Annotated in this window: 19 protein-coding genes; 13 read left to right on the top strand and 6 right to left on the bottom strand. The window is 61.7% G+C overall.

The window, feature by feature from the left end; genetic code table 11:
• Positions 1–12 precede the first annotated feature (12 nt).
• Entirely contained in the window at positions 13–300 is a 288-nt protein-coding gene (gene rpmB / locus H6851_07950) for a 50S ribosomal protein L28 (GenBank protein ID MCB9943538.1), read from the bottom strand.
• A gap of 208 nt (positions 301–508) precedes the next feature.
• On the opposite strand from rpmB, the gene H6851_07945 reads away from it, so the two are divergent.
• Positions 509–1039, top strand: a complete 531-nt coding sequence (locus tag H6851_07945; protein MCB9943537.1) for a hypothetical protein — start codon at positions 509–511, stop codon at positions 1037–1039.
• Between the two features lie 77 nt (positions 1040–1116).
• On the opposite strand, the gene H6851_07940 is transcribed toward H6851_07945, so the two are convergent.
• Positions 1117–2013 (bottom strand): dienelactone hydrolase family protein, encoded by an 897-nt coding sequence (locus H6851_07940; protein ID MCB9943536.1) that lies wholly within the window; start codon positions 2011–2013, stop codon positions 1117–1119.
• A 186-nt stretch (positions 2014–2199) separates the two neighbouring features.
• On the opposite strand from H6851_07940, the gene H6851_07935 reads away from it, so the two are divergent.
• The 6 genes from H6851_07935 (at position 2200) to H6851_07910 (ending at position 8776) form a co-directional block, all read left to right on the top strand.
• Positions 2200–3483 carry a carbohydrate ABC transporter substrate-binding protein gene (locus H6851_07935; GenBank protein ID MCB9943535.1) on the top strand — a complete coding sequence of 428 codons (1284 nt, stop codon included), beginning with the start codon at positions 2200–2202 and terminating at the stop codon, positions 3481–3483.
• Between the two features lie 177 nt (positions 3484–3660).
• Entirely contained in the window at positions 3661–4584 is a 924-nt protein-coding gene (locus H6851_07930) for a sugar ABC transporter permease (GenBank protein MCB9943534.1), read from the top strand.
• Positions 4584–5639 carry a carbohydrate ABC transporter permease gene (locus H6851_07925; protein MCB9943533.1) on the top strand — a complete coding sequence of 352 codons (1056 nt, stop codon included), beginning with the start codon at positions 4584–4586 and terminating at the stop codon, positions 5637–5639. Before H6851_07930 ends, H6851_07925 begins: the two co-directional genes overlap by 1 nt.
• Positions 5636–6649 carry a hydroxyacid dehydrogenase gene (locus H6851_07920; GenBank protein ID MCB9943532.1) on the top strand — a complete coding sequence of 338 codons (1014 nt, stop codon included), beginning with the start codon at positions 5636–5638 and terminating at the stop codon, positions 6647–6649. The genes H6851_07925 and H6851_07920 overlap by 4 nt, the downstream gene beginning before the upstream one ends.
• A 7-nt stretch (positions 6650–6656) precedes the next feature.
• Positions 6657–7745 (top strand): sn-glycerol-3-phosphate ABC transporter ATP-binding protein UgpC, encoded by a 1089-nt coding sequence (gene ugpC / locus H6851_07915; protein ID MCB9943531.1) that lies wholly within the window; start codon positions 6657–6659, stop codon positions 7743–7745.
• Entirely contained in the window at positions 7742–8776 is a 1035-nt protein-coding gene (locus tag H6851_07910; GenBank protein MCB9943530.1) for a Gfo/Idh/MocA family oxidoreductase, read from the top strand. The genes ugpC and H6851_07910 overlap by 4 nt, the downstream gene beginning before the upstream one ends.
• Positions 8777–8857: 81 nt before the next feature.
• Here the strand turns inward: H6851_07910 and H6851_07905 are convergent, their stop codons facing one another.
• Both H6851_07905 and cobS read right to left on the bottom strand, forming a co-directional pair.
• Entirely contained in the window at positions 8858–10708 is a 1851-nt protein-coding gene (locus tag H6851_07905) for a cobaltochelatase subunit CobT (protein MCB9943529.1), read from the bottom strand.
• The gene (cobS, locus tag H6851_07900) at positions 10701–11705 is read right to left on the bottom strand and encodes a cobaltochelatase subunit CobS (protein ID MCB9943528.1); all 1005 of its coding nucleotides are present in this window, start codon (positions 11703–11705) and stop codon (positions 10701–10703) included. Before cobS ends, H6851_07905 begins: the two co-directional genes overlap by 8 nt.
• Before the next feature lie 260 nt (positions 11706–11965).
• Here cobS and H6851_07895 point away from each other — a divergent pair, with 260 nt between their 5' ends.
• Positions 11966–13183 carry an NADP-dependent isocitrate dehydrogenase gene (locus H6851_07895; GenBank protein MCB9943527.1) on the top strand — a complete coding sequence of 406 codons (1218 nt, stop codon included), beginning with the start codon at positions 11966–11968 and terminating at the stop codon, positions 13181–13183.
• A 404-nt stretch (positions 13184–13587) separates the two neighbouring features.
• Positions 13588–14496: a hypothetical protein gene (locus tag H6851_07890; protein MCB9943526.1), complete on the top strand. Its 909-nt coding sequence runs from the start codon at positions 13588–13590 to the stop codon at positions 14494–14496.
• 89 nt (positions 14497–14585) lie between these two features.
• Here H6851_07890 and H6851_07885 read toward each other — a convergent pair whose 3' ends face one another.
• The gene (locus H6851_07885; GenBank protein MCB9943525.1) at positions 14586–16751 is read right to left on the bottom strand and encodes an EAL domain-containing protein; all 2166 of its coding nucleotides are present in this window, start codon (positions 16749–16751) and stop codon (positions 14586–14588) included.
• Positions 16752–16956: 205 nt separating this feature from the next.
• On the opposite strand from H6851_07885, the gene H6851_07880 reads away from it, so the two are divergent.
• The 4 genes from H6851_07880 (at position 16957) to H6851_07865 (ending at position 23036) form a co-directional block, all read left to right on the top strand.
• The gene (locus H6851_07880) at positions 16957–18975 is read left to right on the top strand and encodes a TonB-dependent receptor (GenBank protein MCB9943524.1); all 2019 of its coding nucleotides are present in this window, start codon (positions 16957–16959) and stop codon (positions 18973–18975) included.
• A 24-nt stretch (positions 18976–18999) separates the two neighbouring features.
• Complete coding sequence (locus H6851_07875) at positions 19000–19668, top strand: YfiR family protein (GenBank protein MCB9943523.1); 669 nt, start codon at positions 19000–19002, stop codon at positions 19666–19668.
• Positions 19669–19685: 17 nt separating this feature from the next.
• On the top strand, positions 19686–22469 hold the full coding sequence (locus tag H6851_07870) for a response regulator (protein ID MCB9943522.1): 2784 nt from the start codon (positions 19686–19688) through the stop codon (positions 22467–22469).
• Between the two features lie 162 nt (positions 22470–22631).
• On the top strand, positions 22632–23036 hold the full coding sequence (locus H6851_07865; protein ID MCB9943521.1) for a cupin domain-containing protein: 405 nt from the start codon (positions 22632–22634) through the stop codon (positions 23034–23036).
• A 45-nt stretch (positions 23037–23081) separates the two neighbouring features.
• Here the strand turns inward: H6851_07865 and H6851_07860 are convergent, their stop codons facing one another.
• The gene (locus H6851_07860) at positions 23082–23909 is read right to left on the bottom strand and encodes a response regulator transcription factor (GenBank protein ID MCB9943520.1); all 828 of its coding nucleotides are present in this window, start codon (positions 23907–23909) and stop codon (positions 23082–23084) included.
• Positions 23910–24118 lie beyond the last annotated feature (209 nt).

Here is a 24118-nt window from a genome sequence, read left to right as displayed (position 1 = left end):
GAGGGAGATGGATCAGGACGACTGGCGTGCCGCTTCGAGGCGCCGGCGCATGCGAACCAGCGCACCCGGCAGTTCACTGCTCCTGGCGTCGAGGAGGAAGGCGTCGAGCCCGCCCTTCTTCTCGATGGTGCGCAGCGTGTTGACGGCAATCTTCACGCGCACGCTCTCGCCCAGCGTCTCGCTGAACAGGTTGCGCTGCTGCACGTTGGGCAGATAACGCCTGCGCGTCTTGTTGTTCGCGTGGCTGACATTGTTTCCTGTCTGCACACCCTTGCCGGTAAGGCTGCAACGCCGTGCCATGATACGATACCTCAGTCTGGGAACGAGAATAACGGTGCGCAAGAGCGTCGCAGCTCGCGCCAATCGGGGCGAGTAGTTACGCTCCATTCACCCGACCGTCAAGCACGGCGGTCGGGCGGAGCATTCTGGCGGACATCTTCACGAATCGTTAGGCGTTCGATTCTATGATGGCAGTTGTCGATCACCCCAGAAACATGGAAACGCCAACGTGACGACGACAAGGATGAAGCACTTCAAGGCCCTTTGCATCTTGCCGGCCCTGATCCTCGCGGCCTCGACGATGTCGGCGCAGGCCGTTTCTCCGCAGATGGCCGGCCTCATCGGCAAGATGAAGCGCGATCTCGGCGGCGCGATGGAACAGACCGCCGTGCTGCGAAACGAGATCGACCAGGCTCCGGCATCGATCACCCCGGTCAGCTTCGACGACGGGATCGATGTCACGGACCTTGCCGGCATCTCCGATGGCGGGTTTCAGGTGATGGTTGCGGGCCTAAGGCGGACCAGCGCTGCGCTCAACGAGAGGCTCGCCCAACTGAGCCGGACCTATCGCGATCCCACCAATCTCGAACGGTCCAAGACGCTGCTGATCATGCGCATGGAACTGACCAGCCTGATCTGGGCCATCGACGAGCTGGGCCGCGAGGGCTACGGCGTGGACCGGCAGTCGGCACTTGCGCGAATCGACGAGAACCTCGCGGAATTCGACAAGGCTATCACCGCGTCGACCCGCTGGAACTGACCGGCCGCCGTCGATATCGGACCATCCGGAATGGGCCGTACCCTTCCGTTCCGGCCTGGCCACTGCCCCGGGCGGGGTCAGGCAGGTCTCGCCAGCGTGCGATCGAAGAAGGCGAGGATGTCCCGGCGCATCCGTGGCGTGAGCCGGTGCCCGCTGCCCGCTTCGGTCAGGATGGTGAGATCCCCATGCGCTCCGTAGGCCTCGCTTGCGGTGTGAAGGGCCGGACCGAGGGCTCGTTGCGGGGTCAGCGGATCGTCCGCGCCCGATGCGATGAACTGGGGGCGCGGCGCTATCGACGCCGCGACGTCGCCCATGTCGCCAATCGCGAGGAAACCCGGCACGGTCATGTAGTGGCCATGCAGGTCATGCGCGCCACTGTCGATCAACGGCGACATGTCGGAAAATGCGCAGGCGTGGGCGACAGCCGCGATGCGCCGATCCAACGCGGCAAGCCAGTACGCATGGGTGGCGCCCATCGACAGGCCGAAGGCGCCGATCCTGTCCGCGTCGACCCCGTCGATTCCGGCGAGCGCATCCACGGCCAGAATGAGGTCCGACAGCATCCGCCCCATGAGCGTTTCGCCGCGCCACTGGGCGGCCTTGACGAGGGCGCTTTCGCTGCCCTCCCCCTGCCGTTCGCCGAAACCGGGCATGTCGGCACAGAGCACGGCAAAACCACACCTTGCCAACTGTGATCCAAACGGTTCCCCGATGGCGGGCCGGCCAATGAGCACCTCCGCCCGCCCGATATCGGGCCGGTTGCCATGGGCGTGGCAATAGAGGATGGCCGCGCCGTTCGGCATTTCCGGTTGCAGCAACGTGGAAGGAATCGTGCCCGTATCCGTCACGATGCACAGCCGGTGGACGGAAAATCCCGCCTCGATGGCCTCGCGGGACCGCTCGCACCGAAAGGATCGGGAATCCGGTAAATTCAACAAGACGCGCAGGCGGTCGGACAGCAAAGTTCGCCCCATCGGGATGGTCGGGAAATCGAATGAAGTCGCCTTCCATCCGGCAGATGGCAGACTTTGCCAACCGTTGCCAGTCCGGTCTCGCGGAATTGACAGCGTGGCCGCGACCGGTATGGAACAGCCAACGAAGACTCGACAAGCCGGGCATTGCACAGGACATTGTGCACACAGGTCAGGGAGGATCAGGACATGGGATATTCGTGGAAACCGGTGCTGCTGGCGGGTGTCGCCGCAGTCGGCCTGAATGCCGGCGCGGCATTCGCCGAAACCGATCTGCGCATCAGCTGGTACAATGACGGCAATGAAAGCGAGGCGATGCGGTCGGCCCTCGACAAGTTCGAGGAAGCGAATCCCGATATCAAGGTGACGCTCGACATCGTTCCCTACAAGGCCATTCTGGAAAGCCTTCCCGTCCAGCTTGAGGCCGGCGAAGGTCCCGACATCGCCCGCGTCACCGATCTCGGTGGCCTGTCGCAGTACTATCTGGATCTCACGCCCTACATCTCCGACGCCGCCTATTGGGAGGAGAGCTTCGGCCCGTTCCTCAAATGGCTGCGGCCCAACGCCGAAAGCAAGGCCATTTCCGGCTTCATGACCCAGCTCACGGTCACCGGCCCCTACGTCAACAAGACGCTGTTCGAGCAGGCCGGGGTCGACATGCCCGGCGACGGTGCAACATGGGATGACTGGGCCGGCGCGGCCAGGGAAGTGGCGCAGAAACTCGACATCCCGATCCCGATGGCATGGGACCGTTCCGGGCACCGCGTTGCCGGGCCGGCGATCTCCATGGGCGCGAAGTTCTTCGACGACAAGGGAAATCCTGCACTGGTGGACGATGGCCTGAAGGCGATGGCCACCAAGCTGTATGACTGGCACCAGGACGGCACCATGGCCAAGGACCTGTGGGGTTCGGTATCCGGTTCGACCTATCTCGGCGCCAACGAGGAATTCGCCAACGCCCAGGTCGTGATGTACATGTCCGGGTCCTGGCAGGTGCCGCAATTCGCCGAAAAGATCGGCGACGCGTTCGACTGGTGGGCGGTACCGGCCCCATGCGGCCCCGCGGCCTGCACCGGCATGCCCGGCGGCGCAGCACTGGTCGCCATCAAGGATACCGAACATCCCGAGGAAGTCGCCAAACTGATGGATTATCTGGCCAGCAAGGATGTGCTGGCCGAGTTCTACGGCAAGACCCTGTTCATCCCCGGGCATCTCGGGCTGGCCAGGGGTGGTGTGGATTTCGCCACGGACGACCCGCGCGCGAAACATGCACTCGAAACATTCTCCGGTGCGGTTCCGACCATCTCCCCCATTGCCTACGACCTGCAGGGCTACAAATACAATCGCGTGATGTTCAATGCGCTGATCTCCCGACTGGGCGAGGCGATTGTCGGCGAACTGACGCTCGACGAGGCATTCGAACGCATGACCAGCGATGTCCAGCAGCAGATCGAGGAAAAGCAGCGCCAGTGACAGCAGGCGCCGGCCGGCCCGGGACTTGGCGTTCCGGGCCGGCGGCTGGCTGGCGAGGCATCCATCGTCCGGGGAGGACAGCGCGTGCACGAGGGGGAGCGCAAGGGGTTCGGCGAGCATTTGAGCGCCTGGGCCGCATGGCCGGCGGGACTGGTTTTCAGGCTTCTCGAACCGGTCATGGCGGCGGTGCAGAGGATCGTCGGCTGGCAGCGCATGCCTTACGCCTTCGTTGCTCCCAACATGGTGTTTTTCGGCATTTTCGTAGCATTGCCACTGGTCATCAATTTCTTCTTTTCAATGACCGGCGGCACCAATCTCTATCTGTCGGAAAGGCCCTATGTCGGCGGCGAGCAATATTCCTACCTGATGGAATGCACGAGCTATCTCGACCCGAAGACATGCCGTCAGGACCGGTTCTGGCGCGCCATCTACAACACGGCGGCCTTCGTGTTCTTTCAGGTCGGGGTCATGGTCCTCGTATCGCTGGTCACCGCACTCATCCTCAACCGGGACATGCGCGGACGCGGCTTCTTCCGCGCCGTGTTCTTCTTCCCGGTGCTGCTGTCGCCGGTCGTGGTCGCGTTGATCTGGAAATGGATCCTGCTGCGCGAGGGATTGCTCAATGCGGGGCTCGAATCCGTCGGAATTGACAAGATCCTGTTCTTCGTCTCCCCTGGCTGGTCGATGTTCTGGGCGATCTTCGTATCGGTGTGGGCGCATACGGGCTTCTACACACTGATTCTGCTGGCCGGATTGCAGGCCATCCCGCGTGATCTCTACGAAGCGGCCGAAATGGACGGAACATCGCGGGAACGGGTGTTCTGGCGCATCACGCTGCCCCTGCTCTGGCCAAACTTCCTTGTCGTGCTGGTCCTGGCACTGATCCGCGCCGTGCAGATCTTCGATGAAGTATTCGTGCTGACCGGCGGCGGACCGGGAACGGCCACGCAGTTCATCGTGCAGTACATCTACAACACAGGATTCACCAACCAGATCCAGAATCGCGGTCTCGCCTCCGCGGCCTCGGTACTGCTGGGACTCGTCCTGTTCGTCCTGACCATCGTCCAACTCGGGCTGACACGACGAAAGGACGGCAGTTGATGCGGCGGCTTGTCGATCTCCTCACCGCGAGACGCGAACGCGACGGCAGCAGGCACTGGACGGACGTTTTCGCCGTCATCTATCTGGCGCTCGGTGTCATCCTGATGTTCGGGCCGGTCGTGTGGCTCGTCCTGTCATCCTTCAAGACACCGGCCGGGCTGCTCGAATATCCGCCGACCTTTCTCCCGCTCGGGCAGATTTCCGTTCCCGTGGAAGGTCACGACAAGCCCCTGCCCCTGTTCCGCGTGACCATGGAGGACGGAAGTATCCGGGAACTGGCACAGATCCGGCGCGTGGGCATCCAGGCACAGATGGTGGATCCCGACAATCCCGGCGAAGTTCTCCGCCTGCCGATCGGCGATCGCGAACCGGTCCGTGAATTCCGCATCGCGACGGAGAACTACAGCGAACCGCTCCAGCGGTTCAACTTCCTGCAATACCTGCAGAATTCCGTATTCGTGACGATTGTCGCCACACTGATAACATTGCTGATCAACTCGATGGCGGCCTACGGCCTGGCGATCTACGAATTTCCCGGTCGCAATGCGATCATGCTGTTCGTGATCTGTACCTTGATGATCCCCATCACCGTCATTCTCGTGCCGACCTATCTCGTGGTCACCGAACTGGGAATGGTCAACTCGCTCTGGGGCGTCATCCTGCCGGGTGCTGCAACGCCCACGGGAGTCTTCCTGCTTCGCCAGTACATGCTGACCCTGCCGCGCGACGTCATCGAGGCGGCGCGCATGGACAAGGCCAGCGAGTGGTCCATCTACTGGAAGATCGTCCTGCCGCTGTCGCTTCCGGCCATCGCCGTGCTCGCCATCTTCTCCGTCATGTGGCGGTGGAACGACTTCCTCTGGCCGCTGGTCATCCTCAACCGCTCGGAAGTCTACACATTGCAGGTCGGCCTCAACGCCTTCCAGGGCGAGCTCGACGTCCAGTGGCACTATGTCCTGGCCATGACCGTCGTCACCCTCATCCCGGTGGCGCTGGTGTTCGCCTTCCTGCAGCGCTTCATCACCGCCGGCATCGCCAATACGGGCATGAAATGACCCAGCATCACCTGATTTTCCTCGACCCGTTTCCTCGCAACGAGGCCATGGTCTACACGCCGGACGTGGCCGCGGAACTGGCCGGCCTGGGTTCCGTGGTGAGTCATTTCGGGTCGCGCGCGCCCGACGGACTGGTGGAGCGGATCCTGCCGGAGGTGAGCATCATCATCGGCCAGACGGCCATGCCACGCGAGCGGCTGGACCGTGCACCGAACTTGCGCGCGATCCTCAACGTCAAGGCCAACTGGGAACCGAACATCGACTATGCCCACGCGCAGGCGCGCGGCATCCATGTCCTGTCGGCGGCACCGGCCATGGCTCCGGCGGTCGCCGAATTCTGTATCGGCCAGGCAATAGCCCTCGGTCGTGGACTGATCGCCGCCGACCGGGCCTTCCGCGAGGGGCGCGAGGCTTATGGCGTGGCAGGCAACGGTCGCGCAATGTCGCTATTCGACAGTTCGGTCGGCCTGATCGGGTATGGCAATCTCGGTCGGTCACTGGTCCCCCTTCTGCGACCTTTCACAAGCGATATCGCGGTCCACGATCCGTGGCTGTCGGATCGCTATCTCGAAACGCAATACGTCCGCCCGATGGCGCTGGAAGCCCTGCTGGAACGCAGCCGCTTCCTGTTCATCCTGGCCGGGGTAACAACGGAAAACGAAGGATTTCTCGACAGGGGGAAACTCGATCTTTTGCCACAGGATGCGGCCGTCATTCTTGCCAGCAGGGCGGAAGTCGTCGACCTGACGGCATTGGCGGAGATGACCGCCTCCGGCCGCCTGCGCGCCGCGATCGATGTCTATCCGCAGGAGCCCGTTGCCCCGGACGATCCGATCCGGTCCATGCCCCACGTCCATTTCACGGCGCATCTGGCCGGGGGCATGGCCGCATCATACCAGCGCATTCGCGACATGATGCTGGATGATGTGAAGCAGATCCTCGCCGGTCACCCGCCGCTGCGGATGCAGCGTGCCGAACCGCGACAGGCGGCCATGATGCGAAGTCGATAGGAAGGCCATGACCGAAATTGTCCTGAAAAATGTCCGCAAATCGTATGGCGAGCTTGAGGTCATCCATGGCATCGACCTGTCGATCGCAAGCGGCCGCTTCATCGTCTTCGTGGGACCGTCAGGTTGTGGCAAATCCACCCTTCTGCGTCTCATTGCCGGTCTGGAGAAACTGACAAGCGGCGACATTCTGATTGACGGCGAAGTCGTCAATCAGGTGTCGGCTGCCGATCGCGGACTGGCCATGGTCTTCCAGTCCTACGCGCTCTACCCGCACATGTCGGTCTACCGGAACATGGCCTTCGGGCTCGAAAACATGCGCCTGCCCCGAACGGAAATCGACACGCGTGTCAGGAAGGCGGCGGACATGCTGCAGATCACGCCCTATCTCGAACGCAAGCCCAGGGCGCTGTCCGGCGGTCAACGGCAGCGCGTGGCCATCGGCCGCGCCATCGTGCGCGACCCGAAGGCGTTCCTGTTCGACGAGCCGCTGTCCAATCTCGATGCCGAACTGCGGGTGGCCATGCGCAAGGAACTGGCCTCCCTGCACGGCAATATCGGCGGCACGATGATCTACGTGACGCACGACCAGACGGAGGCGATGACGCTTGCCGATACCATCGTCGTGCTCAACGGCGGTCACATAGCGCAGCAAGGCACACCCCTCGATCTGTATAACAATCCGAAAAACACATTCGTCGCCGGCTTCATCGGCTCGCCCCGCATGAACCTTGTGGAGGGCCGTGTCGAAGACCGCGACGGCATGTGGAGCATCGTCACTGCGGGTGGCCAGTTCGCCATTCCCGCCGTCAGTGGCCTGCGATCCGGCGATCGCATCACCTTCGGCATTCGTCCCGAACATGTTGATATTGTCGATCAGGAGTCTGCCGACATGACGGCAAGAGTGGATCTGCTGGAACAACTCGGAGGTGAAACCTACCTCTATGCGAGCGTGGATGGCCTGCCCCAGTTCACGGTCCACCACGAGGGCCAGGTGCAGATCGACAAGGGAGCGTCGTTGCCGCTGGCGTTCCGACGCCCATGCCTGCATCTGTTCGACGCCGAAGGTCGGACGATCGTCAACGGAGTCCAGCCATGACATCCAGAATCGGAATCGGTGTCGTCGGGACCGGCATGGCCGCCCTGCCGCATGCAAGGGCGCTGAGGGACCTCGAAGACAGGGTCGAGGTGCGCGGAGTGTTCAGCCGCGATCCCGAGCGACGGTCAGCCTTCTCCCGAAAGTGGTCGTTCCCCGCCGTCGATAGTCTCGACAGACTGGTCAGTGATCCGAAGGTGGATGCCATCCTTCTCATCACACCTCCCAATGCTCGCATGGATCTTGTCGAGAAATTCGCCAAGGCGGGAAAGCATATCCTGATGGAAAAGCCCGTGGAGCGGACGACCGCCGCCGCCGAACGCATCGTCGGCATCTGTGCCGACGCGGGCGTCACGCTGGGCATCGTCTTCCAGCACCGCTTCCGCATGGCCTCGCGAAAACTCGCAGAACTCGCGGCCGATGGCTCGATGGGCACGCTCCGGATCGTCCAGGCGCATGTCCCATGGTGGCGCGAACAGGCGTATTACGACGAGCCCGGCCGTGGCACCCATGCCCGCGACGGTGGCGGCGTGCTCATCAGCCAGGCCATTCACACGCTCGACCTCATGCTCTCGCTCACCGGGCCGGTGACGCAAGTCCAGGCCCTCGCCGTCACGACACCGTTTCACAGTATGGAAACCGAGGATTTCGTTGCCGGCGGACTGCGCTTCGCCAACGGCGCCGTCGGTTCGATCGTCGCCAGCACCGCCATGTATCCGGGACAGGCGGAGTCCCTCACCTTCAACTTCGAACGGGCATCCGCTCACCTCCAGTCAGGGACGCTGACGGTCGACTGGCATGACGGACGCCGGGACAGGTTCGGCGAACCGGCGACAACGGGCGGCGGCGCCGACCCGATGGCCTTCCCGCATGAGTGGCATCGCGATCTTATCGGGAATTTCGCCGACGCGATAACGGAAGGCAGGGAGCCCCGGATCCCCGGCAACGAAGCGCTGCATGTCCACAGGTTGATCGACGCCCTTGTCCAATCGTCGCGGGAAGGTGCCATCGTGACGGTCGCCCACGGCGGCTGACGGGCAACCGCGCGGCCCTGGGCCTGATCCATGCCGTGAGAAGAACGGAGCGAGATTGGCCGGGCGGACCCGAATCGGGCTTCAGCCGCGCCGGCCCCGCTGATCGTCGTCGAACAATGCCGACAGTTCGTTCAGTACCGTCCCGCCCAGTTGTTCCGGATCACTGATCGTCACCGCCCGGCGATAATACCGGGTGACATCGTGACCGATACCGATCGCCAGCAACTGCACATCGGAGCGGGTCTCGATGAACTCGATCGTGTCGCGCAGATGTTTTTCCAGATAATTTCCGGGATTGGCCGAAAGTGTGCTGTCGTCGACGGGGGCACCGTCGGAAATCACCATGAGAATGCGCCGCTGCTCCGGCCGGGCCAGCAACCGCTGGTGGGCCCACAGGATCGCCTCGCCGTCGATATTCTCCTTCAGCAACCCCTCGCGCAGCATCAGCCCCAGCGAGCGCTTCGCGCGCCGCCACGGCGCATCCGCCGGCTTGTAGACGATGTGGCGAAGATCGTTGAGGCGCCCGGGATTGGCCGGCTTGTCGGCGCGCAGCCAGGCCTCGCGCGACTGCCCGCCCTTCCACGCCTTGGTGGTGAAGCCGAGGATCTCGACCTTCACCCCGCAGCGTTCCAGCGTGCGCGCAAGGATGTCCGCACTCATGGCTGCAACGGCGATCGGGCGTCCGCGCATCGAGCCCGAATTGTCGATCAGCAGGGTGATGACCGTATCGCGGAACTCGGTTTCACGTTCAAGCTTGTAGGACAGTGGCAGTGTGGGATTGGCGACAATCCGCGCAAGTCGCGCCGAGTCGAGTATGCCCTCATCGAGATCGAACAGCCATGAACGCTGCTGCTGCGCCATGAGCTTGCGCTGCAGGCGGTTGGCGATCCGGCCGATCATGCCCTCGAAGCGGGCGAGCGTCGCATCGAGCTGGGCGCGCAGACGGGTAAGCTCCGAGGGGCCGCACAGTTCATCGACCGTGACCACCTCGTCATACTGGTTGGAAAACACGCGATACGCCAGATGCTCGCCACCGGGCGGTATGTCGTTCGGCCGGTTGACGCGGGCATCGTCATTCTGGTCGGAATCGGCACCGGGCTCGGCATTCTCGTCGGCCATCGCTTCGGCCGACATGTCCTCCTCGCTGCTGTCGCCACTGCTCTCCTGATCCGCCTCGCTCCGCGCGTCCTGCTGGCTTGCCTCGGTATCCTGTTCGCCGCTCGTCGAGTCCGCCCGATCGTCCGAAGAACTCTGCTCCTCGTCCCGATCCTCATCCGGATCGGTGTCCTCGGGAAGATCGGCCAGTTCCTCGCTCAACCCCAAATCGGCCAACAACTCGCGCACCTTGCGGGCGAAGAGATCCTGGTGGTCGAGCTGTTCATGCAGGGCCGGCATGATCTCGTCGACACGCTCGCCCAGCCATCCCCGCCACGCATCGAGCTGTTCGACCTGGGCCGGCGCAAGCTCGTAGCCCAGCATCTTCTCGCGCATGTAGAGCTCGACGATCTCGGCCATGTTGCCATCGCGGCCGACTTCCGTTCCCTCGCTGCGCGACCGGAAGAGCTGTTCGAGATTGGCCCTGAGTCCGGCCATGTCCCGGCCGCCGAGCATTTCCACCCTGACCTGCTCAAGCCCGTCATAGAGCATGGAGGCGACCTCGCCCGGCGGGGCGAAACGCCGGTGAACGGCACTGTCGTGATGCCTCACCCGCAGGGCATGGCTGTCGGTCTCGCCGCGCACCCGGGCAATCTCGTGGTCGGCCCAGTCCTGACGCGGCGGTGCTACCCGCAACACGTTGGCGGCGGCCGTGGCCTGCTTTCCGGGCCCGCGCTTGCCCGACGCCCTGAAGCTGACTTCGAGGTCGCGATCCTCGGAAATCGCCCGCGCCGTGCTCGCGATCGCGCGCTCGAAGTCGTGCAGGTGCTCAGGCATGGACCAGATTGGCGACAGATTCGGGCAGCTCCGTGCCGAAGCAGCGCTGATAGTATTCGGCGATGATGTGACGCTCGGCCTCATCGCACTTGTTGAGGAAGGTCACCCGGAAGGCAAACGGCAGGTCGTCGAAGATCGACGCATTCTCCGCCCATGTGATGACCGTGCGCGGCGACATGACCGTCGAGATGTCGCCACTGATGAAGCCGCGCCGGGTCATGTCGGCCAGCCGCACCATGGACTCGATCTTCTTGCGCCCGTCCGCCGTGTCCCAGCCCGGCATCTTGGCCATCACGATGCGGCACTCGTCATCGTGATGGAGGTAGTTGAGCTGGGTCACGACCGACCAGCGGTCCATCTGGCCCTGATTGATCTGCTGGGTACCATGATACAACCCCGAGGTATCACCCAGCCCTACCGTGTTGGCGGTGGCAAACAGCCGGAAGGACGGATGCGGACGGATGACCTTGTTCTGGTCGAGCAGGGTCATGCGGCCCTGCGCCTCCAGGACGCGCTGGATCACGAACATCACGTCCGGACGACCGGCGTCATACTCGTCGAAGACCAGCGCCACGGGGCGCTGCAGCGACCAGGGCAGGATGCCCTCGCGATACTCCGTGACCTGCTGGCCGTCACGCAGGACGATGGCGTCCTTGCCGATGAGGTCGATACGGCTGATGTGGCTGTCGAGATTGACCCGGATGCACGGCCAGTTCAGCCTTGCAGCCACCTGTTCGATGTGAGTGGACTTGCCCGTGCCGTGATACCCCTGGATCATGACCCGGCGGTTGTGCTGGAAACCGGCAAGGATCGCCAGCGTCGTCGGCCGGTCGAACTGGTAGGTCTCGTCGATATCGGGCACATAGACCGAGCGTGTGCCGAATGCGCCGACCTTCAGTCCGGATTCGAAACCGAAGGTCTTCGATACCTCGACCTCGCGGTCGGGCAGTTCGGGCAGGTTCAGATCCTCGTCCGCCGCGACGACGGTTCCCTCCACGGCCACTTGTCGATCTCCTGGATTAACTCTCGGTGCGTTATGTGGTTTGCTTTACATGTTCGGCAAGCCGATATCAAACCGGGTGTCTGCCGAATTATGGAATTCGTACACCGGGACGGCCCCTCAGACTGCCCGGTGTACCGGCGGGAACACACCAAACGGCCCCTGTTCGCTGCGACCCGGCACCGCTATACCCTGTCCCCGTCCGCATCCCTGCGCTAGACGCAATGCCGAGTGTATGGCACCCGAGAGGTAGAGGCATGAGCAAGATCAAGGTGAAAAATCCGATCGTCGAGATCGACGGCGACGAAATGACCCGGATCATCTGGGAGATGATCAAGGACAAGCTGATCCATCCCTATCTGGATGTCGACCTGCTTTACTACGACCTCTCCATCCAGAAGCGCGACGAGACCGACGACCAGATCACCATCGACGCCGCCGAAGCGATCAAGAAGCACAATGTCGGCGTCAAGTGCGCCACCATCACCCCCGACGAGCAGCGGGTCGAGGAATTCGGCCTCAAGCAGATGTGGCGGTCGCCCAACGGCACCATCCGCAACATTCTCGGCGGCACCGTCTTCCGCGAGCCGATCATCTGCAGGAACGTCCCGCGCCTAGTTCCCGGCTGGACCCAGCCCATCGTCATCGGCCGTCATGCCTTCGGCGACCAGTACCGCGCCACCGACTTCCTTGTCCCCGGCAAGGGCAGGCTGACCATGAAATTCGAGCCCGAAGGCGGCGGCGAACCCATCGAATTCGAGGTGTTCAAGTTTCCGAGCGCCGGCGTCGCCATGGGCATGTACAATCTCGACGACAGCATCCGCGACTTCGCCCGCGCCTGCATGAACTACGGCCTCCTGCGCAACTGGCCGGTCTATCTCTCCACGAAGAACACCATTCTCAAGAAGTATGACGGTCGCTTCAAGGATCTGTTCGAGGAAGTCTTCGAGAGCGAATTCAAGGACAAGTTCAAGAAGGCCGGCATCACCTACGAGCACCGCCTCATCGACGACATGGTCGCCTGTGCGATGAAGTGGAACGGCGCCTTCGTCTGGGCCTGCAAGAACTATGACGGCGATGTCCAGTCCGACACCGTGGCCCAGGGCTTCGGCTCGCTCGGCCTCATGACCTCCGTGCTGATGACACCCGACGGCAATACCGTCGAGGCCGAGGCGGCGCACGGCACCGTCACCCGCCACTATCGCCAGCACCAGCAAGGCAAGGAAACCTCGACCAACCCCATCGCCTCGATCTTCGCCTGGACCCGCGGCCTCACTTACAGGGGCAAGCTCGACGAGACGCCGGCGGTATCCGAGTTCGCGCAGAAGCTTGAGGAAGTCTGCATCGAGACCGTCGAGGGCGGCCAGATGACCAAGGACCTCGCCCTGCTCATCGGTCCCGACCAGCCCTGGCTGACTACCAACAAGTTCCTCGAAGCCCTCGACACCAACATGCAGAAGAAGATGGGCAGCTGACCGCCCGACATTGAAAGGCACCTCCCCGCGCCGGTCCAGCACCGGTGCGGGGATGGATGGTTGTTGCCGACATCCTTACAACGTTTCCACACCACCATCGATGGCCGTTCCGGCAATCCGCGTGTCACATTCGGCAAACCTGGGCCTTGTTCCCGAAACAACGGCAAGGATCAGGTGAAATACGACAATATAATACGCCTGGTGATTAAGTATCTTTGAAAATTTTCAACTTTTAGATGAATTAAAATATTGCGAAAAATCCATCTTGTACAAATTTCCGCAGCCGACTACCAAGTGACAAAACCTTTCGTCGAAAAGGGAAAATCAAAACACCAGCACTTCTGTCATCTCAGTTGCAACCTTTTGTATCAAAGTCATTTACATCATCTCTGAGGGAGAAACCGATGACTGTAACCGAATCCTCCCTGGGCGGTATCGGTACCGACCAGACGCTCTATGTCACGATGACCGGCGACGGTGACAACGACACCATCGACGCAACCAGCATTTCCAACGGCAACATCGCCCTTGCCGTCACCCTGCAGACGATTGTCGGCGGCACGGTCCAGTTCACCATCAACGGCAATGGCGGCGATGACGACATCACCGGCAGCGCCTTCGGCGACATCATCAATGGCGGAGGTGGCGCTGACTGGATCGAAGCCGGCGCCGGGGACGATGTTGTCAGCGGTGGCAACGGTTCCGACACCATCTTCGGCGAGGGTGGAAACGACACCCTGAACGGCGATGGCGGCATCGACTACATCTACGGCGGTGAAGGCGACGACACCATCGACGGCGGCACAGGTGCCGACGAGCTCTTCGGCGAGGAAGGCAACGACACCATCGACGGTGGCGACGGCAGGGACACCATCGACGGCGGCACAGGTGCCGATAACCTCAATGGTGGTGCCGGCAACGACACCATCTATGGCCGCGGCGGTCAGGACGTCATCGACGGTGGCGAGGGCAACGACACGCTCTATGGCGGCGGCGGTGCCGACGTCTACACCTTCGCGTCGTACAGCTCCGATGCTCCCGAGCACGACTTCATCAAGGACTTCGGCTGGAACGACCAGATCGACCTGACCGACGTCGCCAAGCTGGCCGAGGTCACCATCAGCAAGCTGAACGACAGCACCGCACTGATTTCGCTCCACGGTGCCAAGGGCGCGTTCCTCGGCGACATCCGCGTGCAGGGTGCCGAGAACCTGCTCTACCAGGCGGGCGAGGTGACCGGCGACCAGGCTGGCGATGCGCTCATCAGCGGCGGTGCCACCATCGTCCTCAACGATGCGGTCATCCAGCTCTGACCTTCATCGCCGTTCCCTGACGGGAACTTGAGTGATGGCAAGGGCCGGCGAATAGCCGGCCCTTTTTCTTTGTCCGGTACGCGAGGGCGTTACGGGACGGCAAGAGAGACATGGTTGCAAGCAGCGGCCGCCGATGCGTTCGTCCGTTCGAGAAAATCGAGGAAGGTTGCCGGATCGAGCGGACGGGAGAGAAGGAACCCCTGGATCTCCTCGCAGCTCGACGCACGCAGGATGGCAAGTTGTGCCTCGGTTTCAACTCCTTCGGCCGTGGAATTCAGACCGAGAGTCTCGCACAGCCCGAGGATCGTACGGACGATGGCCTCGGCCTCGCGATCGGTGTCGATATCGGTGATGAACGCGCGATCGATCTTGATGCGGTCCATCGGAAAGGAGCGGAGTTGCTGAAACGACGAGTAACCGGTTCCGAAATCGTCCATGGCGACGGCCACGCCGAGTTCGCGGATGCGTCCCAGCACCTCGGCGGCATGGGCCGGATTCTCCATGATCATGCTCTCGGTCACCTCGATCTCCAGACATTCCGGTGGAAGTCCGCTACGGTCGAGTGCGGTCAGAATGGTCGTAAAGAGATCGCCATCCTTGAGCTGTACCGGACTGAGATTGACCGAAACGCGCAAGGGTGCACCGTTGACCCGAAGGCGGGCTGCACGGTTGCAGGCCTCCCGGATCACCCAGCGACCGAGTGGCAGGATCAGCCCGACATCTTCGGCGACAGGCACGAAACTCGCGGGGCCGACCATGCCCCGCACGGGATGGCGCAATCGCAGCAACGCCTCGGCACCCGTCACCCCGCCAGTTCTTGCGCAAAACTGCGGCTGGAAATACAGCTCGAACCAGTGCCGATCGAATCCGTCGCGCACATCCTGCTCGATCTGCTTGCGCATGCGCAGGTCGTGGTCCATCGACGCCTCGAATACGCGGGCGGTGCGCCGCCCTTCGCGCTTGGCGCTGTAAAGGGCGAGATCAGCGTGCGAGAGCAGGTTTTCGCCGGTCATGTCACCGCAGGGGTAGAGCATGATGCCGATGCTGGCACCACAGGTGACCCGGTGGCCATCGAGCAGGAACGGTTCGTTGAAGATTTCGAGAAGCCTATTGGCAAAAACGAGCGCATGGTCCTCGCTGGAGGTATTGGCCTGGATAATGGCGAACTCGTCACCCCCCAGCCGGGCAATGAAGTCCTCGCCACGCAGGTGGTTACCCAGACGCGCCGCAACCTGGCGCAGCAATTCGTCGCCAACGGCATGGCCGAGCGTGTCGTTGACCTCCTTGAACCGGTCGAGGTCGATGAGATGCAGCGCCCCCTGGCGGACACGGCGGCCGGCAGGACGCAGGGCTTCGACAACCTTTTCGTTGAACGAAAAGCGGTTGGGAAGACCGGTCAGCACGTCGTGGTGGGCAAGATAGCGCACCCGGGCCTCGGCCTCCTTCAACTCGCTCACGTCCTGCACGATGATCCGGACACGCACCGGCTCGTCGCCGACAAATTCCGCTTCGCCACGCAGTGACAAGGTGAGAATGCCGCCATTGGGCCGACGGTAGCGGAATTCGGTAGCCAGCGATTCGCGCAGTTCCACGGCCCTGGCGAATTCCTGCATCAGGCGGCGATAATCGTCGGCTTCCAGACGGCGCATGAGCGCACGCAGCGACAGCACCAGTTCGTCCTTGCCCCGGTCGAGGACCAGTGCCGCCTCGCGGCTGATCCGGGCGGTCCTCCTGCGCAGGTCGATCATGATCGCACCCAGGCGCGCCATACGCTGCGCCCGCACCAGTTCCTCGCGATTCGCCTGCAATTCGACGAAGGCGAGGCTGGCACGGTGAACATAGCGCAGCCTGTGATTGAGCAGTATGGGCGAAATCGGCTTGTTGATGAAATCGGTAGCGCCGGCATCGTAGGCCATGGCGACCGAACCACTGTCATCGTTGCCCGTCATCATGACCAGCGGAACATCATGGAGGCGGGCGCTGCTTCGTATCTCGCGGCAGGCCGCGAACCCGTCCATCGGGCTCATGATCACGTCCATGAGAACGATGTCGGGATGACACTCGTGAGCCAGTTTGAGTGCCTGCGAGCCATCGGCCGCCTCGACCACGTCGAACCCCGCAGCGACCAGCGATTCCCGGCAGAGGAAGCGGTTGATTTCATCATCGTCGGCAACCAGCACCAGCGGCCTCGACCCCTCCGGTAAAGACGAAGGGACATCCGTGTCCAGCATGGAATCGGTTTCGGGATTCGCCAAGCCTGCCCTCTGAGGTTCCAAAGAACGGACAAAAAACATCCGACGCCATGTTCTATCGTCATGCGATGAATTTTTAGTTAAGGCGGCATCCCGCATTTGCCCTGCCCGGGCTCGTTCGAATTTATGAAAAATTCTCCATAAAAATGATTGCATTGGAAATAATTCTACCAATAGTAGATATTTCTATTGATGTGGAGCATGCTCGATGGCCGGATCCGGTTTCACGCACGTCGGTCTTGCGGTGTTGATGGCGCTGATCCCGGCCAGTGTCCTGGCCGAGGCGGCATCCGACGACCTCACCCTGCTCGATCTCGAAGACCTCATGGATATCGAGGTAACCTCGGTATCCAAGAAGGCCCAGAGCGTCGCCGAAACACCTTCGGCGATCTATGTCCTCACGGGCGAGGAAATTCGCGAATCGGGTTATACGAGCATCCCCGAGGCCCTGCGGCTGGTTCCCGGCGTCAGTGTCGCCCGCATCAATGCCGACAAGTGGGCCATCGGCGTTCGCGGTGGCCAGCAATTGTTCTCCAACAAGCTGCTCGTGCTGATCGATGGCCGCAGCGTCTACTGGTCGCTCTATTCCGGCGTGATGTGGGGCATGCAGGATCTCGTGCTCGACGACATCGACCGGATCGAGGTGATCCGCGGCCCGGGCGCTTCGGTATGGGGTGCGAATGCCGTCAACGGTGTCATCAACATCATCACCAAGAAGGCATCCCAGACACAGGGCACGCACGGAACCATGCTCGCGGGAAGCAATGGCGACCTCGCCGGGGAGATGCGCCATGGCGGAACGTTCGGCGAGGATGGCTACTACCGGATCTACGGCAAGGCACGGCATTATGACGGGCTCAAGTCCCTGCCCGACGAAACGCTCGATGACGGCCTTACCGACGGTCGCATCGGCTTTCGCGCCGACAAGGACGGCACGGTCGACCAGTTCAGTTTCCAGGGCCAGATCGCCCGGCAGTCGATCGACGAAAGCCTGCGCAGTTTTTCGCTCGTGGCTCCCTATGCCCTGACACGCGACGAAAACAGCACGGTCAACCAGGGTTTCCTCATGGGCAAATGGGACCATGCACTTGGGGAAGACAACAAGGTCAGTTTTCAGGCCTATGTCGACAGCATGCATGTGAACGACTACCTGGCCCCGACCGAGCACGCCCATTACAGCACCATAGATCTGGAACTGAACCAGCAATTCGATTTCGGCGATCGCCAGTCGATCGTCTGGGGTATCGGGTTTCGCAGCAATCTCATCGATCTCAAGACTTCCGGCAACATCCAGTTCGACCTCGACCGCGCCGACAACGTGTTCAGCGCCTTCATCCACGACGACATCGAGATCATTGCCGATCATCTCACCGCATCGGTGGGCGTCAAGTTCGAGCACAACGATTTCACGGGGTTCGAGATTCAACCCACATTGCGTGGCAATTACCGCATTGACGACTCGAACTCGATCTGGGGAGCCGTGTCACGCGCGGTTCGCACGCCTTCATCGCTGGACCGCGATCTCAATGCTCTTCTCAACGTCACACCTCCCTCAATTGCGGTACCGCTGCCAACCGCATTACGTGTCATCGAGAACAACGACGTCGACTCCGAGGAGATGTGGGCCTTCGAACTCGGCTACCGTTCCCAGATCGGCGACAATCTCAACATCGATATTGCTACCTTCGCGAATTTCTACAGGAACATGATCGGGTTATCGCAGATCGGCCTGAATGTTGCCGCCCCTCCGCCGCATGTCGGCCTGATCGAGCAGTTCGACAACAACATCGAGGGCCACACGGTCGGCGGCGAAATCAGCATAGACTACCGGCCCATGGCGGGTACCCGCCTGCGTACAGGCTACAGCTTCGCGAACATCGACATCAAGGTCACCGACAACACCGAAGACGACCGCGCCCTGCTGCCGGCCTTCGAAGACAACCTGGCGCGAAACCAGGTCTTTGCCCATCTCACCCATGACCTGACCGATACGCTCCAGGTCGGCGTGATCGGGCGGATCATCGGCCAGATCCGCTACCCCAATGTCAACAGCTACGGCGAAATGGACGTGCGCCTGGCGTGGAAACCCGTCGACGGCGTCGAATTGTCCATCGTCGGCCAGAACCTCCTTCATGACGCTCACAAGGAACATGGAACAGAGTTTCCGTCAGCCGTCACCGGGCGCGTGGAACGCTCGATATACGGCAAGATCGCCGTGGATTTCTGAACCCTGCCGCAGCGACCAGCCATCGTGACCACGCAGCCGGACCAGGCCCCCGATAACGGTGCGAATGCGTTGCAATGCCCCACGAACGGGATCTTCATCACTTCGAAACCATCTGCGAACCATGATGAACCCGAGCGTTTCGCCCCGAACAGAACGGTTCCACCGGCCATAAAACGAACCCTCCATCTCCTCGGCCTCGCCGTCGTCCTGTCCTGCGTCACCGTTCGTTTCGCACTGTCGGAACCTCGGGAAGAGCAGGTCAAGGCAGCCTATCTGTACAATTTCGCCAAGTTCATGGAATGGCCGGAAGAAAGCTCCCCGCCCGGCCGCTTCAATATCTGCTTCGAAGGCAATACGGACCAGCTCGAAGCCATCGAGAGCCTTGCCGGCAAATCGGTGAACGACCAGGTGGTCCACGTTCGCCAGACCAGAGGACCCGACGACCTCGCCGACTGCCAGATCCTCTTCCTGCAACATGGCTGGGCCGATCCGTTCACCCCGGCCGTGACCGGACGGACGGCCTTGCTCACCGTCGGCGACGGCATCGAGTTCGCAGAGGACGGCGGTGTCATCGGCCTGTTCACCACCGACCGGAAGCTGCGGTTCGCCATCAATGTCCATGCCGCTGCGGCAGCACGACTGAAGATCAGCTCAAAACTCCTGAACCTCGCACGCATCTTGCGAAATCGCTGAGAGTCGAGATCGACGCCATGCTAAAGAACCTTTCCATCTCGAACAAGATCACCCTGCTCATCTCGGTGGTGAGCACGCTGGTACTGACCATGGCATCGATCGCGTTTTCGGTGGTCGAACTGGTATCCACACGGCAGGCACTCGTTCAAAGCCAGATCGCCCTTGCCCTCGACATCGCACGCGACAGTACGGCCGCCGTGACGTTCAACGATCGCTCGGCTGCAAGCGCGCTGCTTGGCGCACTCGACATTCACGATGACGTGATCAGCGCGGTCATTGCCGACAATCATGGCGAGGTTCTTGCCTACTACCGGCACAAGGACAAGTCATCTTCCGCTTCCGGGCTGGTCGTCGGCTCGCTCGCTACCGGCATCGAAACATCTCTCGATGGCGTTCGCATCGTCGAGCCGATCATCCTCGACAGCGAAAGAGTGGGAACACTGGTCATCAAGGGCGACCTCAAGAAGGCCTGGGAACACCTGCGCCTGTTTCTCCTGATGTCCGTCGGCATCATGCTGATCGCCATCGCCGTCACGGTCTATCTGGCAAGCCTCTTTCAGGGCCTCATCTCCCGGCCGATCCTCGCTCTGGCCGAGATCAGTCGCGCCGTCACAGTCGAACAGCGCCTCGACCTGCGGGCAAGTCGCCAGGGCGGGGATGAGATCGGCTCGCTCGTCGATGCCTTCAACGGCATGCTGGACGCCATCGGCGATCGCGATGAGCAACTGCGCCAGCAGCGCGACGATCTCGAACAAATGGTACAGGAGCGTACCGCGGACCTCGCCCAGGCGCTCGAACATAGCCGGCAGGAAGAGGAGAAGGCGGTTGCCGCAAGCCAGGCAAAGTCCCAGTTCCTTGCCAATATGAGCCATGAGATCCGCACGCCGCTCAACGCCGTCATCGGCATGTGCGACCTTCTTTCCGATACGTCACTGGATGGCCACCAGACCAAACTGCTGACGACGGTCGCCAATTCCGGCCAGACACTTCTGTCGATCATCAACGACATTCTCGACATCTCCAAGATCGAGGCGGGCAAGCTGGTTCTGGCCTGCATGGATTTCGATCCACGCGACGAGATCGAGGAAACGCTGGCCCTGATGGCGGCCCGGGCCCATGCCAAGGGCCTGGAGCTTACCGGCGTGCTTCCCGAGGGATTGCCGCATGTCGTGCGTGGCGATGTGGTCCGGTTGCGGCAGATCATCCTCAATCTGCTGGGAAATGCCATCAAGTTCACCGAAGAGGGCGAAGTCGTCCTGAAACTGACATGGCGGGAAAGCGAAGGGCAGCGGATCGAGTTCCGGTTCGCCATCACCGATACCGGCATCGGCGTTGCCCCGGACAAGCAGGATGAAATCTTCGAGAGCTTTGCCCAGGCCGACAACACCGATACCCGCCGATTCGGCGGGACCGGCCTCGGGCTGACCATCGTCCGCCAGCTGGTCGGCATGATGCAGGGCAAGATCTGGCTTGAGAGTGAACTGGGCAAGGGTTCAACCTTCTTGTTCAATGTCATCCTCGACCACTCGCAAGGGACCGGCACGATCCTCGATGCCGCGCCCGACCTATCCGGCAAGAACATCGTGATGATCGATGACAATGCGAACAACCTGCAGATTCTCGAACACTACCTCCACGCATGGGGAGCCGGGGTCGAGTCGCATCTCGATCCGGTCGAAGGGCTGGAGGTATTGGGCAGGCAGGCGAAGTCAGGCCAGCGACCGACCTGTGTCATCCTCGATGGCATGATGCCCGACCTGAGCGGCTTCGATGTCGCCCGGTGCATGCAGGACGACCCGAACCTGCGCGACGTCCCCAGAATCATGCTCACTTCGGGTGGCATGCGCCGCAGCGATGCCGAGACGCGAGCGCTCGGAATCCTCGCGACACTCGACAAGCCCCTACGACGGCGGGATCTGGGCACCACGCTCGACCGGATCGTGAACGGCGCCGTACGTCCCGAAGCGCGGATCGAACGGCGTCAGAATCGCAAGCTGCAGGCCCATATCCTGGTCGCAGAAGACAATCTCATCAATCAGGATGTCGCCCGCGGCATGCTCGAAAGCCTGGGCTGCACCGCGACCGTCGTCGATAACGGACAGGAGGCCGTGGACGCCATCAAGGCCGGGGGAACCGACGCTTTCGACGCCATTCTCATGGACTGCCAGATGCCGGTCATGGACGGGCTCGAAGCGACCCGTGCCATTCGCGACCATCTGGCGGATGGCAGGCGGCTGCCCATCCTCGCACTGACCGCCAATGCGCTCGATGGCAGCTGGAAAGCATGCCAGCAATCGGGCATGGACGACATGCTGGCCAAGCCGTTTCGCCGTGAACAGTTGCTGGCCATGCTCACGCGCTGGCTGCCGGCAGACGTTGAGGATGACGGCGATGGGATGGCCAAGGCAGACGATCCGGTGGAACCGCCGCCGGATGACCTGTTCGACGAGGCATCCCTTGCACCGCTGCGCCAGATCGAGACGGCCGGCGCCAGCGGCATGGTGGCACGTACCATCATGAAATATCTCGACCATGTGCCGTCTATCCTGACCGAGATGCAAACCGCCTGCACGCAGGGCGATTTTGCCACGGTCAAGCGCCACGCCCACAGTCTCAAGTCGAGCAGCGCCAGCGTCGGCGCATTGGCAGTCTCGAAACATGCCGCGGAGATCGAGCGAACGGTGGCCGAAGGCTGCGACCCGCTGGCACTGGCCGGGGAAATCGGGGGGCTCCAGGACCTGTTCGAACGGACGCGCAAACCGCTGAAGGCCGCCGCCAGCACGAATACGCCGGTTTCCTGAACACTATACGGACCCCGGTGAGGTGTGGGCGGGACGTCGTGCCCGCAAGATCGGACTTGAATTTACGGATCACTCCGGCCCATTTGGTCAATGGACCGACACCGGAGCCCATCATGGGTGGTTCAATGGTCCGCAAGAGCAGGACTCCAGGGAGAAAAGCCAATGAATATCACCCGCGCCGCCGAATGCGAGACGAAACGGGGCAACAGCGAATGGTTCACGGGGACCGTCTGGCAGGACCCGATCGTGGACACCCCTGCACCCGCCCGGCTGCGGGCGGTTCGGGTCACGTTCGAGCCCGGTTCGCGCACGGCCTGGCATACCCACCCGCTCGGCCAGACTCTTCTCATCATTTCCGGTACTGGCCGAGTGCAGACTTGGGGCGAAGGAATAAGGGAGGTTCACGCCGGTGACACGGTCTGGATTCCGCCGGGCGAGAAGCATTGGCATGGCGCCACGCCGACACAGGGCATGGTGCACATCGCAATGCACGAAAATCTCGACGGCAAGCACGTCGACTGGATGGAACCCGTACCCGACAAGGTCTTCGACGCCCAGCCCGGCTGATCGTCGAATCCCGCCACCGTCGCCGGGTTCCGCCGGCCCGTACTCCTACTGGAGCGAGATCAGTTGCATGAGCAGTTCGATCTCGTTCTCAGCGGGAATCTCATTCATGTCACCGGCGCCTTCGAAAGGGGTGGCGTGCTCCGCCAGCCCGGGTGCATTCTGCTGCATCTCCGCCTGCATGGGTGGCGGTGGATCGTCAGTCAGATCCTTGAGCACATAGCCACGCCCCCATACCGTCTCGATATTGTGCTTGTTGTGGTTGATCGCCGAGATCTTCTTGCGCAACTTGCAAATGAAAACGTCGATGATCTTCTGTTCCGGCTCGTCCTCGCCACCATAGAGATGGTCAAGGAAGATTTCCTTGGTCAGCGGTTGCCCGCGACGCAGGGCGAGCAGTTCCAGGATGGTATATTCCTTGGCCGTCACCTTGAGCGGTACACCGTCGATCTTCACCGTACGCGTGACCAGATCGAGCGTCATCCGCCCAAGCTTGATTTCCGGCGTCGCATGCCCCTTCGACCGGCGGATGATGGCCTTGATCCGGGCCACGAACTCATCCTTGTTGATGGGCTTGCTGATGAAGTCATCCGCACCGCTCGTCAGTGCACGGACCTTTTCCTCGGAACTGTCCTCGCTGGAGACAATGAGCACCGGTGTATCCACCTTGGCATTGCGCATGCGCCGCACGAACTGCGCGCCATGCATGTCAGCGAGTTGCAGGTCGACCACGGCGATGTCATATTCATACACCTTGGCCAGTTCGAGGGCGTCGTCGCCGCTGTTGACGGCTTCCACGACAATGCCCTCCTCCTCCAGTGTCCGTTTGAGCAGGGTCATCGAGACTGGGTCGTCTTCCACCACCAAAGCTCGCATGTGCCAACCTCAAGTTGTATATTTGCAACTTTGTTTACCATAAATGAATTGAATCCGTTTTTTCAACCATAACTTACCTAACCGGTATCAGTAATCAACCATAAGTAGAATATTTGCAGACCCGGACAATATCCAGCCAGGGATCAGAAGCATCTGCCGCCTTCTGACGGGTATGGGAAATCCATTGCTTTTCAATATATTAACCATAG

This window comes from Geminicoccaceae bacterium (assembly GCA_020638465.1).
Classification (GTDB): Bacteria; Pseudomonadota; Alphaproteobacteria; order Geminicoccales; family Geminicoccaceae; genus JAGREO01.
Note: the sequence above shows the minus strand (reverse complement) of the source record. Positions and strands in the feature narration are given on the sequence as shown.

Coding starts and splice junctions, on each gene's coding strand:
- H6851_07890 (MCB9943526.1), top strand. CDS start 13,588: ATGACTGTAACCGAATCCTCCCTGGGCGGTATCGGTACCGACCAGACG.
- H6851_07925 (MCB9943533.1), top strand. CDS start 4,584: ATGCGGCGGCTTGTCGATCTCCTCACCGCGAGACGCGAACGCGACGGC.
- H6851_07860 (MCB9943520.1), bottom strand. CDS start 23,909: ATGCGAGCTTTGGTGGTGGAAGACGACCCAGTCTCGATGACCCTGCTC.
- H6851_07880 (MCB9943524.1), top strand. CDS start 16,957: ATGGCCGGATCCGGTTTCACGCACGTCGGTCTTGCGGTGTTGATGGCG.
- H6851_07920 (MCB9943532.1), top strand. CDS start 5,636: ATGACCCAGCATCACCTGATTTTCCTCGACCCGTTTCCTCGCAACGAG.
- rpmB (MCB9943538.1), bottom strand. CDS start 300: ATGGCACGGCGTTGCAGCCTTACCGGCAAGGGTGTGCAGACAGGAAAC.
- H6851_07865 (MCB9943521.1), top strand. CDS start 22,632: ATGAATATCACCCGCGCCGCCGAATGCGAGACGAAACGGGGCAACAGC.
- H6851_07935 (MCB9943535.1), top strand. CDS start 2,200: ATGGGATATTCGTGGAAACCGGTGCTGCTGGCGGGTGTCGCCGCAGTC.
- ugpC (MCB9943531.1), top strand. CDS start 6,657: ATGACCGAAATTGTCCTGAAAAATGTCCGCAAATCGTATGGCGAGCTT.
- H6851_07910 (MCB9943530.1), top strand. CDS start 7,742: ATGACATCCAGAATCGGAATCGGTGTCGTCGGGACCGGCATGGCCGCC.
- H6851_07905 (MCB9943529.1), bottom strand. CDS start 10,708: ATGCCTGAGCACCTGCACGACTTCGAGCGCGCGATCGCGAGCACGGCG.
- H6851_07930 (MCB9943534.1), top strand. CDS start 3,661: ATGGCGGCGGTGCAGAGGATCGTCGGCTGGCAGCGCATGCCTTACGCC.
- H6851_07940 (MCB9943536.1), bottom strand. CDS start 2,013: ATGGGGCGAACTTTGCTGTCCGACCGCCTGCGCGTCTTGTTGAATTTA.
- H6851_07895 (MCB9943527.1), top strand. CDS start 11,966: ATGAGCAAGATCAAGGTGAAAAATCCGATCGTCGAGATCGACGGCGAC.
- H6851_07870 (MCB9943522.1), top strand. CDS start 19,686: ATGCTAAAGAACCTTTCCATCTCGAACAAGATCACCCTGCTCATCTCG.